Source organism: Flavobacterium sp. FlaQc-28 (genome assembly GCF_044007415.1).
Classification (GTDB): Bacteria; Bacteroidota; Bacteroidia; order Flavobacteriales; family Flavobacteriaceae; genus Flavobacterium.
Window position 1 is genome coordinate 1,268,409 of the sequence record NZ_JBIPCM010000001.1, and the last position, 15,785, is coordinate 1,284,193.

General features: G+C 33.2%; 12 protein-coding genes. All 12 read left to right on the forward strand.

The annotated features are described in order from the left end of the window. Positions 1-47 precede the first annotated feature (47 nt). The 12 genes from ACHRVL_RS05745 (at position 48) to kynU (ending at position 15,610) form a co-directional block, all read left to right on the forward strand. Positions 48-1,193: a pyridoxal phosphate-dependent aminotransferase gene (locus ACHRVL_RS05745; RefSeq protein ID WP_395411018.1), complete on the forward strand. Its 1,146-nt coding sequence runs from the start codon at positions 48-50 to the stop codon at positions 1,191-1,193. A 115-nt stretch (positions 1,194-1,308) separates the two neighbouring features. Next, positions 1,309-2,169 (forward strand): prephenate dehydrogenase, encoded by an 861-nt coding sequence (locus ACHRVL_RS05750; RefSeq protein WP_395411020.1) that lies wholly within the window; start codon positions 1,309-1,311, stop codon positions 2,167-2,169. 12 nt (positions 2,170-2,181) lie between these two features. Continuing rightward, positions 2,182-3,264, forward strand: coding sequence for a bifunctional 3-deoxy-7-phosphoheptulonate synthase/chorismate mutase type II (locus tag ACHRVL_RS05755; RefSeq protein ID WP_089054266.1), 1,083 nt, complete (start codon positions 2,182-2,184; stop codon positions 3,262-3,264). Positions 3,265-3,519: 255 nt separating this feature from the next. Beyond that, complete coding sequence (rsgA, locus tag ACHRVL_RS05760; RefSeq protein WP_129024494.1) at positions 3,520-4,497, forward strand: ribosome small subunit-dependent GTPase A; 978 nt, start codon at positions 3,520-3,522, stop codon at positions 4,495-4,497. A gap of 130 nt (positions 4,498-4,627) precedes the next feature. Then, on the forward strand, positions 4,628-5,080 hold the full coding sequence (gene dtd, locus ACHRVL_RS05765) for a D-aminoacyl-tRNA deacylase (protein WP_395411024.1): 453 nt from the start codon (positions 4,628-4,630) through the stop codon (positions 5,078-5,080). A 64-nt stretch (positions 5,081-5,144) separates the two neighbouring features. Beyond that, positions 5,145-7,052 carry a DUF3857 domain-containing protein gene (locus tag ACHRVL_RS05770; protein WP_395411026.1) on the forward strand — a complete coding sequence of 636 codons (1,908 nt, stop codon included), beginning with the start codon at positions 5,145-5,147 and terminating at the stop codon, positions 7,050-7,052. Between the two features lie 21 nt (positions 7,053-7,073). Beyond that, entirely contained in the window at positions 7,074-9,083 is a 2,010-nt protein-coding gene (locus ACHRVL_RS05775) for a DUF3857 domain-containing protein (RefSeq protein ID WP_395411028.1), read from the forward strand. A gap of 1 nt (position 9,084) precedes the next feature. Beyond that, positions 9,085-11,076, forward strand: a complete 1,992-nt coding sequence (locus ACHRVL_RS05780) for a DUF3857 domain-containing protein (RefSeq protein ID WP_395411030.1) — start codon at positions 9,085-9,087, stop codon at positions 11,074-11,076. Between the two features lie 2 nt (positions 11,077-11,078). Beyond that, positions 11,079-11,405: a nucleotide pyrophosphohydrolase gene (locus tag ACHRVL_RS05785; protein WP_012022600.1), complete on the forward strand. Its 327-nt coding sequence runs from the start codon at positions 11,079-11,081 to the stop codon at positions 11,403-11,405. A gap of 98 nt (positions 11,406-11,503) precedes the next feature. Beyond that, a complete protein-coding gene (locus tag ACHRVL_RS05790; protein WP_395411031.1) occupies positions 11,504-12,733 on the forward strand; it encodes a 3-phosphoshikimate 1-carboxyvinyltransferase in 1,230 nt (409 codons plus the stop codon). 353 nt (positions 12,734-13,086) lie between these two features. Next, positions 13,087-14,136 carry a tRNA preQ1(34) S-adenosylmethionine ribosyltransferase-isomerase QueA gene (gene queA / locus ACHRVL_RS05795; protein ID WP_089054258.1) on the forward strand — a complete coding sequence of 350 codons (1,050 nt, stop codon included), beginning with the start codon at positions 13,087-13,089 and terminating at the stop codon, positions 14,134-14,136. Positions 14,137-14,332: 196 nt separating this feature from the next. Further along, entirely contained in the window at positions 14,333-15,610 is a 1,278-nt protein-coding gene (gene kynU / locus ACHRVL_RS05800; RefSeq protein WP_395411033.1) for a kynureninase, read from the forward strand. Positions 15,611-15,785: the final 175 nt, after the last annotated feature.

The following is a 15,785-nucleotide window of genomic DNA, read 5'->3' on the forward strand; positions in this document are numbered from 1 at the left end:
AAAAAGAGCCTAAAGCCTAAAGCTTACGGCCTAAAGCAATAAAAAAAATGATTACAACAGCAAAACGATTAGACACAGTTGAAGAATACTACTTCTCATCAAAATTAAGAGAAGTTCGTCAGTTGATGTCTGAAGGAAAATCGATCATCAATATGGGAATTGGAAGCCCTGATTTGAGTCCGTCAAAAGCAGTAATTGAAGCAGTCGCTGCGGCAATTCAAGACGAAAACGGACATGGTTATCAAAGCTATCAGGGATTGCCAGAAATGAGACAAGCGATGGCCGATTTTTATCGTGATCAGTTTGGTGTTGAAGTGAATCCGAATAATGAGATTTTACCATTGATGGGTTCAAAAGAAGGAATTATGCACATTTCGTTAGCCTTTTTAAATGAAGGCGATCACGTTTTAATTCCGAATCCGGGTTATCCAACTTATACTTCGGTAACCAATTTGGTTCAGGCAGTTCCGGTTTATTATGATCTGAAAGAAGAAAATGCCTGGGAACCGGATTTTGAAGCTCTGGAAAAACTGGATCTTTCGAAAGTAAAAATTATGTGGTTGGGTTATCCGCACATGCCAACAGGAGCGAGAGGAAGTTTAGCGTTATTTGAAAAATTGGTTGCTTTTGCTAAAAAACACAATATATTATTGATCAACGACAACCCGTATAGTTTTGTTTTGAATGATAATCCGATGAGTTTATTGCAGGTTGAAGGTGCGAAGGATGTAGCTTTAGAATTGAATTCGTTAAGTAAAACTTTTAACATGGCCGGCTGGAGAGTTGGGATGGTTTTAGGAAATCCTGAAATTATCGATGCGGTTCTAAAAGTAAAAAGTAACATGGACAGTGGGATGTTTTACGGAATTCAGAAAGGAGCAATTGCAGCATTAAATTGTGATAAATCATGGTTCGAAGACCAAAACAAAATTTATAGGCGCCGAAGAGAATTAACCGAAAAACTGGCAGAAAAATTAGGCTGTAAAGTATATAAAGAAGGAGTCGGGCTTTTTGTCTGGGCAAAACTTCCGGAAGGAATCGAATCAGCAGAGAAGTTCATTGACGAAATATTATATGAGAAACATATTTTCATTACACCGGGAACCATTTTTGGAAGTAACGGCGAAGGTTATATCAGATTCTCATTGTGTGTGAAAGAAGAAAAAGTACAAGAAGCGATTGATCGATTTTAGTATTAAGATTATAGAACCAAGAGCCAAGACTTTTTAACTATATGTCAGGCTGAGCGAAGTCGAAGCCTTTTTAGTTGGAATTTGGAATTTTAAAACTTGGAATTTAAAAAGAAATATGAAAGTATACGTAATAGGAATAGGATTAATAGGCGGTTCGATGGTGCTGGACATCAAAGACCAACATCCGGATTCGACGATTTTTGGAATCGACAGCAATGAAAAACACTTGCAGGAAGCTATTGATTTAGGAGTTATCGACGAAGCAGGAAGTTTTGAGGATTTGGCTGAAGCCGATTTTGTAATCGTCTCAGTTCCGGTAGATGTGGCGTTGGTTGTTTTGCCTAAAGTTCTGGATTCGGTTGGAGATAAAACAATTGTTTTTGAAGTTGGATCAACGAAAAAACCAATTTGTGATGCAGTCGCGAATCATCCGAAAAGAAGAAATTTTATTGCCACACACCCGATAGCGGGAACGGAGTTTTCTGGACCTTCGGCGGCGATAAAAGGTTTGTTTAAAGGAAAAACAAACATTATTTGCGAAGTGGAAAAAACCACTTTTAAATTGCAGGAAAAGGCATTAAAGCTTTTCAGCGAAATCGGAATGAGGATTCGATATATGGACCCAATTTCGCACGACAAACACATTGCTTACGTTTCGCATTTGTCACACATTAGTTCGTTTATGCTCGGAAAAACGGTAATGAATAAGGAAAAAGACGAGCAGGATATTTTTGATATGGCGGGAAGTGGATTTGAAAGCACCGTTCGTTTAGCCAAAAGTTCGCCAGCCATGTGGACACCGATTTTTAAGCAGAATAAAGAACACGTTCTGGAAACATTAGAAGAATATATTTCAAATCTCAGTCGGTTTAGGGATTTGTTGAAAGACGAAAATTATAATGCCATTTTTGAAGAAATGGAAAGCACAAATAAAATAAAAGAAATACTAAACGGATTAACAACAACTAAAAAGTAAATTAGAATAAAGATGGAAAATAAGAAAGAAATGAGAAAGTGGTTAGAAGATTTCAATTTAAATCACCCACTTGTGATAGCTGGACCATGTAGTGCAGAAACTGAAGATCAAGTATTGAAAATTGCTCATGAATTGAAAGATTCAAAAGTAAGTGTTTTCAGAGCAGGAATCTGGAAACCAAGAACACGTCCAGGAGGATTTGAAGGTGTTGGAGAAATTGGATTAAAATGGTTGCAAAAAGCAAAAGCTGAAACTGGTTTATTAATGGGAACTGAGGTTGCGACTGCGGCTCACTGTAAACTAGCTTTAGAACATGATATCGACGTTTTATGGGTTGGTGCTCGTACAACTGCAAACCCTTTTGCGGTTCAAGAAATTGCTGATACTTTAAAAGGAACTGATAAAATCGTTTTGGTTAAAAACCCAGTAAACCCAGATTTAGCTTTATGGTTAGGTGGTGTTGAGCGTTTACACATGGCTGGAATCGAGAAATTAGGAGTTATCCACAGAGGTTTCTCTACTTACGAAAAAACAAAATACAGAAACATTCCAGAATGGCAAATCGCTATCGAATTGCAAAATAAATTCCCTGATTTACCATTAATCATCGATCCATCTCATATTACAGGAGATCGTAAAATGATTTTTGAAGTAACTCAAGAGGCTTTAGATTTGAATTACGATGGTATGATTATCGAAACACACATCGATCCAGACAACGCTTGGTCTGATGCTGCACAGCAAGTAACTCCAGACGTTTTGAAACAAATCATTAAAGATTTGACTATCAGAAAAACAGATGATACTACAGATGAGTACAGCCAAAAAATGACAAAACTAAGAGCTAACATCGATGTTCTTGATGCTAACTTATTAGAACTTTTAGGAAAACGTATGAAAGTGGCTGACGAAATTGGTCAGGTGAAAAAAGATGCAAACGTTGCAATTCTTCAAAACAACCGTTGGAACGAAATCTTAGGAAAAATGATTCTTGAAGGAGAGAAAAAAGGTCTTACTGAAGAGTTTGTTTTGAGAATGTTCAAAGCAATTCACCAAGAAAGTATTGGTCACCAAGAGAAAATTTTTAATGCATAATTTTCTTTAAATCCTATAAGTGATATAATATAATTTGAGTTTAGCTAAAAATCTGTTCTTAAGTTTTATTATATCACGAGTTTAAAAATAGATTGTTTTTTTTAAAATCCCCGTTACTTTGAAAGAAGTGGCGGGGATTTTTGTTTAGAGTGTGGGTATGTTGATATTCACTTATATTACTTATATGGTTAAAATTATTCATTTATCTTTGCAAGGATTTAGGTTTAATCTAAATCAGCAATCTAAAATTAAAGAATGACAGGAACCGTTTATAAGTCTACAGGAAGTTGGTATACCGTAAAATCTGAAAAAGGCGATTTTATCGAATGCCGTATGAAAGGGAAGTTTAGGATGAAAGGAATTAAAAGTACCAATCCTATTGCTGTAGGCGATATTGTCGATTATGAATTAGAAGAAACTTCGGATGCTTTAACGGGAACAATTCATAATATTCACGAAAGAAAAAATTACATCGTTCGTAAATCGGTTAATTTGTCAAAGCAGATTCATATTATAGCTTCGAATATCGATCAGGTGTTTTTGTTAGTTACAATTGATAATCCTCCAACAACAACCAGTTTTATCGACCGTTTTTTGGTTACTGCCGAGGCCTACGGAATTGAAGCTGTTCTAATTTTTAATAAAATCGATACTTTAAACGAGCAGACTTTAGATGATCAGCTTTATCTGCAGCATATTTATACTGAAATAGGATATAAATGCTTAAGAATTTCTTCAACAGAAAATAAAGGAGTTGATAAATTGAAAGAAATGATGATAGGTAAAGTAAGTATGTTTTCAGGACATTCTGGAGTTGGAAAATCAACTTTAGTGAATGCGATGGAACCAAGCCTTCATTTAAAAACAACTGTAATTTCAGAACAAAGTAAACAAGGGCAGCATACAACAACTTTTGCTGAAATGTATGATTTGTCTTTTGATGCCCGAATTATTGATACTCCAGGAATTAAAGGTTTCGGAATTGTTGATATGGAACCAACAGAAATCAGCGGTTATTTTCCAGAATTTTTTAAGCTTAAAGATCAATGTAAATTCAATAACTGTTTGCATAAAGAAGAGCCGCATTGCGCCATAAAAGCTGCTTTAGAAAAAGACGAAATCGCCTGGTCACGCTACAATAGTTATCTTAAAATATTAGAAGGCGATGAGGAACATTACCGAACTGATATTTATGGTGATGATCGTGCTGCAAGTGATGAAACGAGAAAGTAATTAAAATTCCAAATTCCAAAACAGAATACGAAAGTGATTTTATTGTAGAGATGTACCGAAGTGTATCTAACATATTAATTTTGAAATCTTTTTAATCCTTTTAATCTGTGGCTAAAAATAAAAGCAAAGAATGAGAGTAGTTGTCCAAAGAGTTTCCGAAGCATCTGTAACAGTCGATGGTCAAAAAACAGCCGACATAAAAAAAGGGTTATTGATTTTAGTTGGAATTGAAGATGCAGATAATCAGGAAGACATTGACTGGCTTGCTGGTAAAATCATTAAAATGAGAATTTTTGGAGACGAAAATGATGTCATGAACTGCTCGGTTCAAGACATCGACGGTGATATAATTGTTGTTAGTCAATTTACACTACATGCTTCTACAAAAAAAGGAAATCGTCCATCTTACATAAAAGCCGCAAAACCTGAATTTGCGATTCCTATGTATGAGAACTTTGTAAAATCTTTAGAAAAAGAGTTTAATAAAAAAGTACAAACTGGAATTTTTGGCGCTGATATGAAGGTAAGTCTTATAAATGATGGTCCTGTAACTATTTTAATAGACAGTAAAAACAGAGATTAAAAAATCATTAGACAAATGTTAAGAATTTCTAAAAAAAATATATATTTGAAGAAATTACTTACCAATGAGAAGCTCCAGATTATCGTTAGTTTTTTTCTTATTTACCCTTATTTCATTTGCACAAAAGGTTAATTACAATATTGCCTCAATTCCAGATAGTTTAAAACAAAATGCCAATGCAGTTGTTCGATTAGATCAAATGGATATTACGATTGCTTCGCAACGAAGCATGAATATTAAAACACAAAGAGTTGTAACGGTTTTAAATGAAAAAGGACTTGGTCATATTGATGCTTATCAGCATTATGATAAAACCACTTCAATCAGCAGTATCGAAGCTGTTGTTTATGATGCAGCCGGAAATGAAATAAAAAAAATCAAACGAAAAGATTTTAAAGATCAAAGCGCTGTAAGTGGGAGCACGCTTTTCTCAGACAGCCGTGTTGTTTATTTAAGTTACACTCCAATTTCATATCCATTTACAATTGCGTACAGCTGTGAAACAGAAACTTCAAATACGGCTTTTATACCACGATGGTATTTCTTGGGCGGTTACAATGTAAGCGTCGAAAAATGTGTGCTGAATGTTTCTTACCCAAGTGATTTGGGATTCAAAAAAAAGGAATTTCAGTTTTCTGGATATAATATAAAAAAAACAGAAGAGTCAACTACAAAACTCGGTTACATAGCACAGAATATTTTAGCACAGAAATCAGAAGATTTAAGTCCATCTTCAGGAGATTTATTGCCAAGAGTCATGATGGGACTTGAAAAATTTCATTTAGAAGGCGTTGATGGTACGGCAACAACTTGGGAAGCATTTGGAAAATGGTATGAAGAGAAGGTTTTAACAGGAACAACCACTTTGCCAGAAGAAACTAAAGCGAAAATGAAAGTGCTTGTTGGCGATGAAAAAGACCCAATCAAGAAAGCAAAAATCATTTATGATTACGTGCAGAAGAAATCAAGATATGTAAATATTGCGGTTGGAATTGGTGGTTGGAAACCAATGCTCGCCGGCGATGTTGATCGTTTAGGTTATGGCGACTGCAAGGCTTTGTCAAATTATACCAAAGCACTTTTGCAGGCAGTTGATGTGCCGTCTTACAATACAATTTTATACGGTGATGCTGATAAGGCAAATATCCAATCTGATTTTGTTTCAATGCAGGGAAATCATATGATATTGGCAATTCCAAATGGTGATACTTATACTTGGCTGGAATGTACAAGTCAAGATGCCCCGTTTGGTTACCAAGGTACTTTTACAGATGATAGAGATGTTTTGGTAGTTAAACCTGAAGGCGGAGAAATTGTTAGAACTAAAATTTATGAGGATAAAGGAAATACTCAAATAGGAAAAGGGACATATACTGTTAATGAAAACGGGGATTTCTCAGGGGTTTTAAAAATAGATTCGCAAGGAAGTCAATATGATGCTAAATCCAGAGTCGAAACCTTACAGCCAAATGAAAAAGAAAAACACTACAAAGAGTATTGGGATAATATCAACAATTTGAAATTGGATAAAATAACTTTTACTAATGATAAAGAAAATATTCGTTTTATAGAAGATGTTCAAATAAGCGCGTCAAATTATGGTCAGATTTCAGGGAACAAAATAATTTTTGTTTTAGATGCTTTTAACCAATATACAGGAAATGTTAAGCGAATAAGAAACCGTAAAAATCCATTTCAAATTCAACGTGGCTATTTAGATACAGATGAAATTGAAATAAATCTTCCTGCAGGTTTCAGTATCGAATTTCTTCCTCAAAATTATGAGCTTAAAGGAAAATTCGGAGAATACAAAACGGAGATAATTAAAAAAGATAATAACAAACTAATCTATAAAAGATCTATGCTTCTAAATAACGGAAAGTACTCTAATAAAGAATATGATGAGTATAGACTTTTTATGGAGCAAGTTTCGCGAAACGATAACGCAAAAATTATATTAACCAAAAACTAACCCAAATAAACCATAACCAAAATGAAATTTAGTAAACCATTATGTTTATCGATTCTGTTGTTGTTTGTTTCAAAAATAAACGCGCAGGAATTTAAATTAGGAAAAGTGTCAATTGCAGAACTGGAGCAAAAAGTTCATCCTAAAGACTCATCGGCAGTGGCAGCTGTATTGTATAAAAAAGGGAAAACCAGAATTGAATACGATATGAATGATGGTTTTATTACTTTGACAGAAGTTGAAACTAGAATAAAAATCTATAAAAAAGAAGGTTATGATTGGGCCAATCAAAAAGTTTGGTATTATAACAATAGTGCTTTTAAAGAAAAAGTTATTTTTTCTGATGCGGTGACTTATAATTTGGTAGACGGTAAAATTGAAAAAACAAAGCTAAAAAGCGATGGAGCTTTTGATGAAGTCTTTAATAAATTTAAAGGACAAAAAAAGATTACGATGCCTAATGTAAAAGAAGGATCAGTTATCGAATTTAGTTATTTGGTAAGAAGTCCTAGTGCTCAGGCAATTAGAGAATGGGATTTTCAGAGCAGTATACCAGTGAATTATTCAGAATTTAAAACGTATATTCCTGAGTATTATGTTTTTAATACAAAACAAAAAGGATATGTTTTTCCGAAAATTACAACTGAGAAGAACTCAAAAGATATTATTTTCAGCAGCAAAGAACGATCTGATGGTGTTTCGCGAACTAGTTTTTCGCAAGAGAAAGTAACTTATTTGGAAACACAAACTACTTATATTGCTACAGATTTTCCAGCAATGAAAGAAGAAGCTTATGTTAATAATATTGATAATTACACATCAAGTGTTACACATGAATTATCGTTGACTAGATTTCCAAATGCACCAATGAAAACTTTTTCAACAGATTGGAATTCAGTAGTAACAACGATTTATAACTATGATGATTTTGGTCCTGAATTAAATAAAACAGGTTATTTTGAGGAGGATTTAAAAACACTTTTGGGAGATAAAAAAAGTGCAGATGAAAAAATATTAGCGATTTTGAATCATGTGAAATCGAATGTAAAATGGAATAATTACACAGGCTATACCTGTGATAACGGAGTAAAAAAAGCATACAAAGAAAAAACAGGAAATATTGCCGATATCAACTTGATGTTAACCGCAATGCTGCGTTATGCTGGTTTAACTGCAAACCCAGTATTGGTGAGTACACGTTCTAATGGGATTTCATTTTTTCCTAATCGAAACGCTTTTGATTATGTAATTGCTGCGGTCGAAACTCCAAACGGAAATGTTCTGTTAGATGCATCTGATAAGTTTTCGACTCCAAATGTTTTGCCTTTTAGAACTCTAAATTGGCTAGGAAGATTAATTAGAAAAGACGGCAGTTCTGAAGAGGTAGATTTAATGCCTAAAAAAGCTTCAAATGATATTGTTTTTATAAATTATAGTATTGATCCAGAAGGTAAGGTTACAGGAAAAACCAGAAGACAATTTACAGACTATAATGCGATGATTACCAGAGAAAATATTTTTAGTCTAAAAGAAGAAGAATATTTAGAAAAACTTGAGAATGAGAATAATAAAATAGAAATTTCTGATTACTCAAAAACAAACGAAAAAGATCTCTTGCTGCCAATTACAGAATCATATTCGTTTGCAGGGAATAATTTATGCGAAGTTATAGGGGGTAAAATATACGTTAGCCCAATGTTGTTTTTTACAAACGAAAAAAATCCATTTAAACAAGAAGTACGAGAGTATCCGGTAGATTTTGGGTATCCGTTTTTAGATAAATATAATATTATTATTAGGATTCCAGAAGGTTTTGCAGTTGAGACTCTTCCAAAACCTGCCATTATTAATATGGAGGATAATTTAGGAAGCTTTAAATTTAATATTGCTTCAGATGGCAGTACATTGCAATTAAATATTCAGCACCAAATAAATGAAGCAATTGTTTCAACTGATCAATACGAAATGCTGAAAGAATACTATAAAGGAATGATTGCTAAAGAAACAGAGAAAATAGTTTTAAAAAGAATATAATATGAATTTTAAAAGCTTAGTAATAATTGCTTTTTTAATCTTTGGAATTGTGAAAACCAACGCTCAAAATTATGAGCTTGGAAAAGTTACTGTTGATGAATTGCAGGAAAAAATACATCCTGCAGATTCTTCAGCTGCGGCTGCAGTTTTATTTAAAAAAGGGAAAACGGTCTTTACTTATAATGAGAAAATCGGTTTTTCTGCAATTCATACTTATGAATTTAAAATCAAAATATACAAAAAAGAAGGTCTCAAATGGGCAAATCAGAAGGTGCAGTATTATGTTGGATATCAGAATTTAAATGAAGACTTGTTAGCATTTTCAAATGTGGCAACATACAACCTCGAAAATGGTAAAATTGAAAAAACAAAGCTTGAAAATCAAGCACAATTCAAGAAGAAAATTAATGAATACTGGAATGAAAAATCAATTACATTTCCAAATGTAAAAGTTGGGTCTATAATAGAGTATAAATACATTTTAAAGACTGAAAACATTGTTCAATTTCCCGATTTTGATTTTCAATATAGTATTCCGTTAAATTATTTTGAATATAAAACAGAGTTTCCCGAATATTATGTTTATAAAACTCTTTTAGTAGGTAATCATGCCTTAGAAAACAATTCTAAAATTGTGACGGGAAGTCAGAGTTTTGCAAATAAATATGGTCAAAGTCTTACGATGACTTATAAGCAGATTAATGCATTTTATTCTGGGAAAAATATTTCTGCGCTAAAAGAAGAACCTTATGTCAATAATATAGAGAATTACCGAGGCTCAATCAAACATGAATTAGAACGTGTTCGAATGCCGGATCAGCCTGTAAAGGATTATACAATAACATGGGAAGGTGTAGCTTCTACTATTTTTAAGGATGATCGTTTTGGGAAAGAGCTCAATAATAATAGTTTTTTGTTGGAAGACGTAAAAAAGATAGTTGCAAATGTTCCGTCTCAAAAAGACAGAATGAATGTTATTTTTCAGTTCGTCCAGAATAAAATGAACTGGAATGAAATTAATGGCTTATACACTGATAAAGGAATTGAAAAAGCATATAAAGATCAAACTGGAAATATTGTAGAAATCAATTTCATACTGTTAAATATGTTGAAGTGGGCAGGAATAGAAGCAAATCCCGTTTTGGTGAGTACAATTGAAAATGGAATCCCAATTTATCCTACAAGAACCGGATTTAATTATGTAATTGCAGCAGTTGAAATCGATGGAAAGCAAATTTTATTAGATGCATCTAGAAAATTCACATCACCCGATATACTTCCTTTAAATGTTTTAAATTGGAAAGGAAGATTAATTAAGAGTGACGGAACTTCTAAAGAAATTGATTTAGTTCCATTACAACCTTCAAGAGAAAACGTTAATATAAGTTTTAGAATTAATGAAAAGGGAAAAATAGATGGAAAAATTAGAATTCAAAGAACAGATTATAAAGCTTATAGATTTAGAGTCGAAAACGGAAAACAAAATCAAGAGAATTATCTTGAAAAATTGGAGCAGCAGCTTGGCGATTTAAAGATTTCTGATTATTTAGTAACTAATAAGATTTCCAATATTTCCGATCCGCTTGTAGAAACTTTTACTTTTGAAACTGATAATTTTGTGGAAAGAATAGGAGGGAAATTATATGTAAGTCCGATGTTGTTCTATACACAGTCAAAAAATCCTTTTGTACAGGAAGATAGACAAATGGGAGTTTATTTTGGATATCCTACACAAGAGAAAGTTTTTGCAATTTTAGAAATTCCGCAAGGTTATATTGTAGAAATGCTTCCAAAATCAACCAGACTTTCGCTCGAAGATAGGTCTATCAGTTTATCATTAAATATTTTAAACGAAGGAAACAAAATCCAATTTAGCTTTTCAAAAGAGATTAACAATAGTATTTTTGCAGCTGAAGACTACAACGCATTGAAAACTTTGTTTCAAAAAATGATTGCTAGTCAAAATGAAAAAATTGTTCTAAAAAAAGCTTAAAGATGGATTTGAAAAATGCACAACTAGATGTTGATACTTGGATAAAAGAACACGGCGTTCGTTATTTTAACGAACTAACAAATATGGCTCAGCTTACAGAAGAAGTAGGCGAAGTGGCTAGAATTATTGCTCGTCGTTATGGAGAACAATCAGAAAAAGAAAGTGATAAAAATAAAGATTTAGGCGAAGAATTAGCCGATGTTGTTTTTGTTGTTTTATGTTTGGCGAATCAAACCGGAATCGATTTACAAGCCGCTTTTGATAAAAAAATGGACTTAAAATCAGTTAGAGATAAAGATCGTCACAAAAACAACGATAAATTGAAATAATTGTGAAATTTTAACTCAGATTTTGATTTACGGGCGAGGAGTGGTAAATTGCGCACTCGAATTATGTCACTCACAATTCGCAACACATAACTAAAATCATGAATTTAAAATTAAGCACGAATTCACAATTTAAGATTGAAAATTCGCAACTAAATATCACGGGTTCTAAAAGCGAAACAAATCGTTTATTATTACTAAAAGCTTTATTCCCAAATATTACATTAGCCAATACTTCTAACTCTGATGACAGCGAAGTAATGCAGAAAGCTCTGGCTGGAAATGACGAAATTGTAGATATTCATCATGCCGGAACAGCAATGCGTTTCTTAACAGCATATTTTGCAGTTAACGAAGGCAGAGAAGTAGTAATGACAGGTTCAAGCAGAATGCAAGAGCGTCCGATTAAAATTTTAGTTGAAGCTTTGGCACAATTAGGAGTTGAAATTTCATATGAAAAAGAAGTTGGTTATCCACCAATTCGAATCAAAGGAAAAAAAGTAACTGCTTCAAAAGTTACTTTAGCAGCAAATGTTAGCAGCCAATATATTTCGGCGTTATTGTTAGTAGCGGCAAAATTAGAGAATGGTTTAGAGTTGATTTTAGAAGGAGAAATTACTTCGATTCCGTATATCAAAATGACTTTAGCTTTGCTAAAAGATTTGGATATTCAAACTAGTTTTGAGGGAAATGTAATAAAAGTTTATCCTAAAGAATCTGTTGAATCGAAAGAAATGGTTGTAGAATCTGATTGGAGTTCTGCCTCGTATTTCTTCAGCCTTGTGGCTTTGTCCGATGCTGCAAAAATTACTTTAAGCAGTTATAAAGAAAACAGTCTTCAGGGAGATTCAGAATTAGTTTCTCTTTATGAAAAAATGGGTGTAAAAACTACTTTCCAAAATAATCAAATGACTTTGGAAAAACAGGCTGGCTTTAAATACGAAGATGTAAATTTTGAATTGAATAATACACCAGATATTGCACAAACAATTGTAGTAACTTGTTTAGGTTTAGGAATCGGATGTCATTTAACAGGTCTTCATACTTTAAAAATTAAAGAAACGGATAGACTTGAGGCTTTAAGAATCGAGCTTACAAAATTAGGAGCCAATATTTCTGTAACTAATGATAGTTTGACTTTATTGCGATCTGGAGAAATTAATCACGATGTTCATATTGCAACTTACAACGATCACCGTATGGCAATGGCATTTGCGCCGCTTGCTATAAAAGTGCCAATTATTATAGACGATGCCGAAGTAGTTTCAAAATCATACCCAGATTTTTGGAATGATTTAAAAGCTTTAAACTTTCAGATTTCAGAATTGTAAAATTTTTGAACCATTTAAGAAATATAAGTTCATTTAAATAAAATGAACATAATTTGAATAACCTCTAGTTTTTACTGGAGGTTTTTTTATGCGCATTCGAAAGTAAATCCGATAAGTTTTCAAAACCTGTAGGGTTTAAACAGTGTGTAAAAATTTCAATTAACAGGAACTTATATTTCTTATATGGTAAAAAAGCAGTTTTAATTGTTTCCAAACCCTCACTAAATCAAGGGCTTTTGAAAATAAACGTCAAAACACTTGACAACGCCTATCTCACAATCGTATATTTGCAAGCGATTTAAAATTTTAGATAAAAAAGTCTAAGATTGATATTTTAAAATCTAACTTCAAATATGAAATTATCACACTTCAATTTCAATTTACCGAAAGAACTTTTGGCTGAATTTCCGGCAGAAAATAGAGATGAATCTCGTTTAATGGTAATTGACCGTCAAAAACAAACAATAGAACACAAAATGTTTAAAGATGTTATCAATTACTTTGATGACGGAGACGTTTTAATTCTTAACAATACAAAAGTTTTCCCTGCGCGTTTGTACGGAAACAAAGAAAAAACGGGGGCAAGAATTGAGGTTTTCTTATTAAGAGAATTAAATTCTGAGCAGCGTTTATGGGATGTATTAGTTGATCCAGCTAGAAAAATCCGTATTGGTAATAAACTTTATTTTGGCGATGATGATTCATTAGTTGCCGAAGTAATTGATAATACAACTTCTCGTGGTAGAACATTACGTTTTTTATATGACGGTTCTTACGAAGAATTTAGAAACAAATTGACGGAACTTGGAGAAACTCCAATTCCTAAATATATCAGCAGAGAGGTTACTGCCGAAGATGCTGAAAGATACCAAACAATTTATGCAAAAGAAGAAGGAGCTGTAGCGGCACCAACTGCTGGTTTACACTTCTCAAAACACCTTTTGAAAAAATTAGAAATCAAAGGAGTAAACTTTGCTGAGGTTACACTTCACGTAGGGTTAGGAACTTTTAATCCAGTTGAGGTTGAAGATTTATCTAAACACAAAATGGATTCAGAAGAATTAATCATCAGACAAGAGGCTTGCGACATTGTAAATGAAGCAAAAGCAAAGAAAAAACGTATTTGTGCTGTAGGAACAACTTCTATGCGTGCAATTGAAAGTTCTGTTTCTTCTGCAAATACTTTAAATCCTTATGAAGGATGGACAAATAAGTTTATTTTTCCTCCTCACGATTTTAGTATTGCAAACTGTATGATTACTAATTTCCACACACCAAAATCAACATTATTAATGATGATTTCTGCTTTCTGTGGTCATGACTTAATGAAAAAAGCATACGACGAAGCAATCAAAGAAGGATACAAATTCTATTCTTATGGAGACGCAATGTTAATTCTTTAATTAGAATTTATCTCATAAAGAAGACCCGACAAGTTTTATAACCTGTCGGGTTTTCTGTTTTTAATGGTTTCAAGTTTCAAGTTTGACGTTAGTTATGCGGTTAAACCACACAAAGCATGTCAACGTGAAACATGAGATATGAAATCTGAAACAAAACAAACAAAATTTGTTATTTTAGCAATCAAAATAAACGACAATGACTTTTCAAAATACACGCGAATTCGCGAAACAACTTGATGCACAAGATGCGTTGAGTCACTATCAACAAGAATTTATTTTTCCAAAGGTTAATGACAAACGTGTGATTTATTTCACAGGAAATTCTTTAGGATTACAACCAAAACGCACAAAAGCTTATATAGATGAAGTAATGAATGATTGGGCAGAATTAGCTGTCGAAGGTCATTTTTATGCAGAGAAACCTTGGTGGGATTATCAGGAAAGATTTGCAGAACCATTGAGTAAAATTGTAGGAGCACTTCCGTCAGAAGTTACCGTTATGAATACTTTAACCGTAAATCTTCATTTATTGATGGTTTCTTTTTATCAGCCAAAAGGGAAGCGTTATAAAATTATCTGCGAAGAAAAAGCATTTCCATCAGATCAATATATGTTTCAGAGTCAAGTTCATTTTCATGGACATAAACCAGAAGATGCCATTGTAGAAATCAAACGCCGCGAAGGAGAGCATAATATTAGTCTTGAAGATGTTTTAGCAAAAATCGAAGAAGTTGGCGACGAATTGGCTTTAGTTTTAATTGGAGGCGTAAATTATTATACCGGACAGGTTTTCGATATAAAAACTATTACTGCAGCTGGACAAAAAGCCGGAGCAAAAGTTGGTTGGGATTTGGCACACGCTGCTGGAAACATCAAATTAGAACTTCACGATTGGAATGTAGATTTTGCTGCTTGGTGCAGTTATAAATATATGAATTCAGGACCTGGAAATGCTTCTGGAGTTTTTGTTCATGAAAGACATCACAGCGATCCAGATTTACCACGATTTGCGGGTTGGTGGGGACATAATAAAGAACGTCGTTTTAAAATGGAACCAAATTTTGACCCTGTTCAAGGCGCAGGAGGATGGCAGATTAGTAATCTTCCAGTTCTGTCTTTAGCACCCTATTTAGCCTCTGTAGAAATGTTTGCCGAGGTTGGAATGGATGCTTTAATCGCAAAACGGGATCACATTACTTCTTATTTAGAATTTATTTTACACGAAATTGATAAAGAAGTTGAAAGTACTTTTGAAATTATTACACCAGCAAATCCAGAAGAAAGAGCTTCTCAATTGTCCGTTTTTCTACATGGAGAAGGAAGAAGTTTGTTTGATTATTTAATGAAGAACGGAGTTATTACAGATTGGCGTGAACCAAACGTAATCCGTCTGGCACCAGTTCCATTATATTGCTCTTATGAGGATATGTATGACTTTGGGCAAATTTTGAAAAAAGGAATTTTAGGGAAGTAATATTCGTTATTGTTTGTCATTTCGAGGAACGAGAAATCGCACTAGAAATTCCGCAAAGTACGTCGCCAATCTTTGTAGATTCCTTAGTGTGATTTCTCGTTCCTCGAAATGACATAAAATAGTAAATAAAATTCATGATCTTCTAATTTTATAAACTTTCCAAAAAATTCTGTAA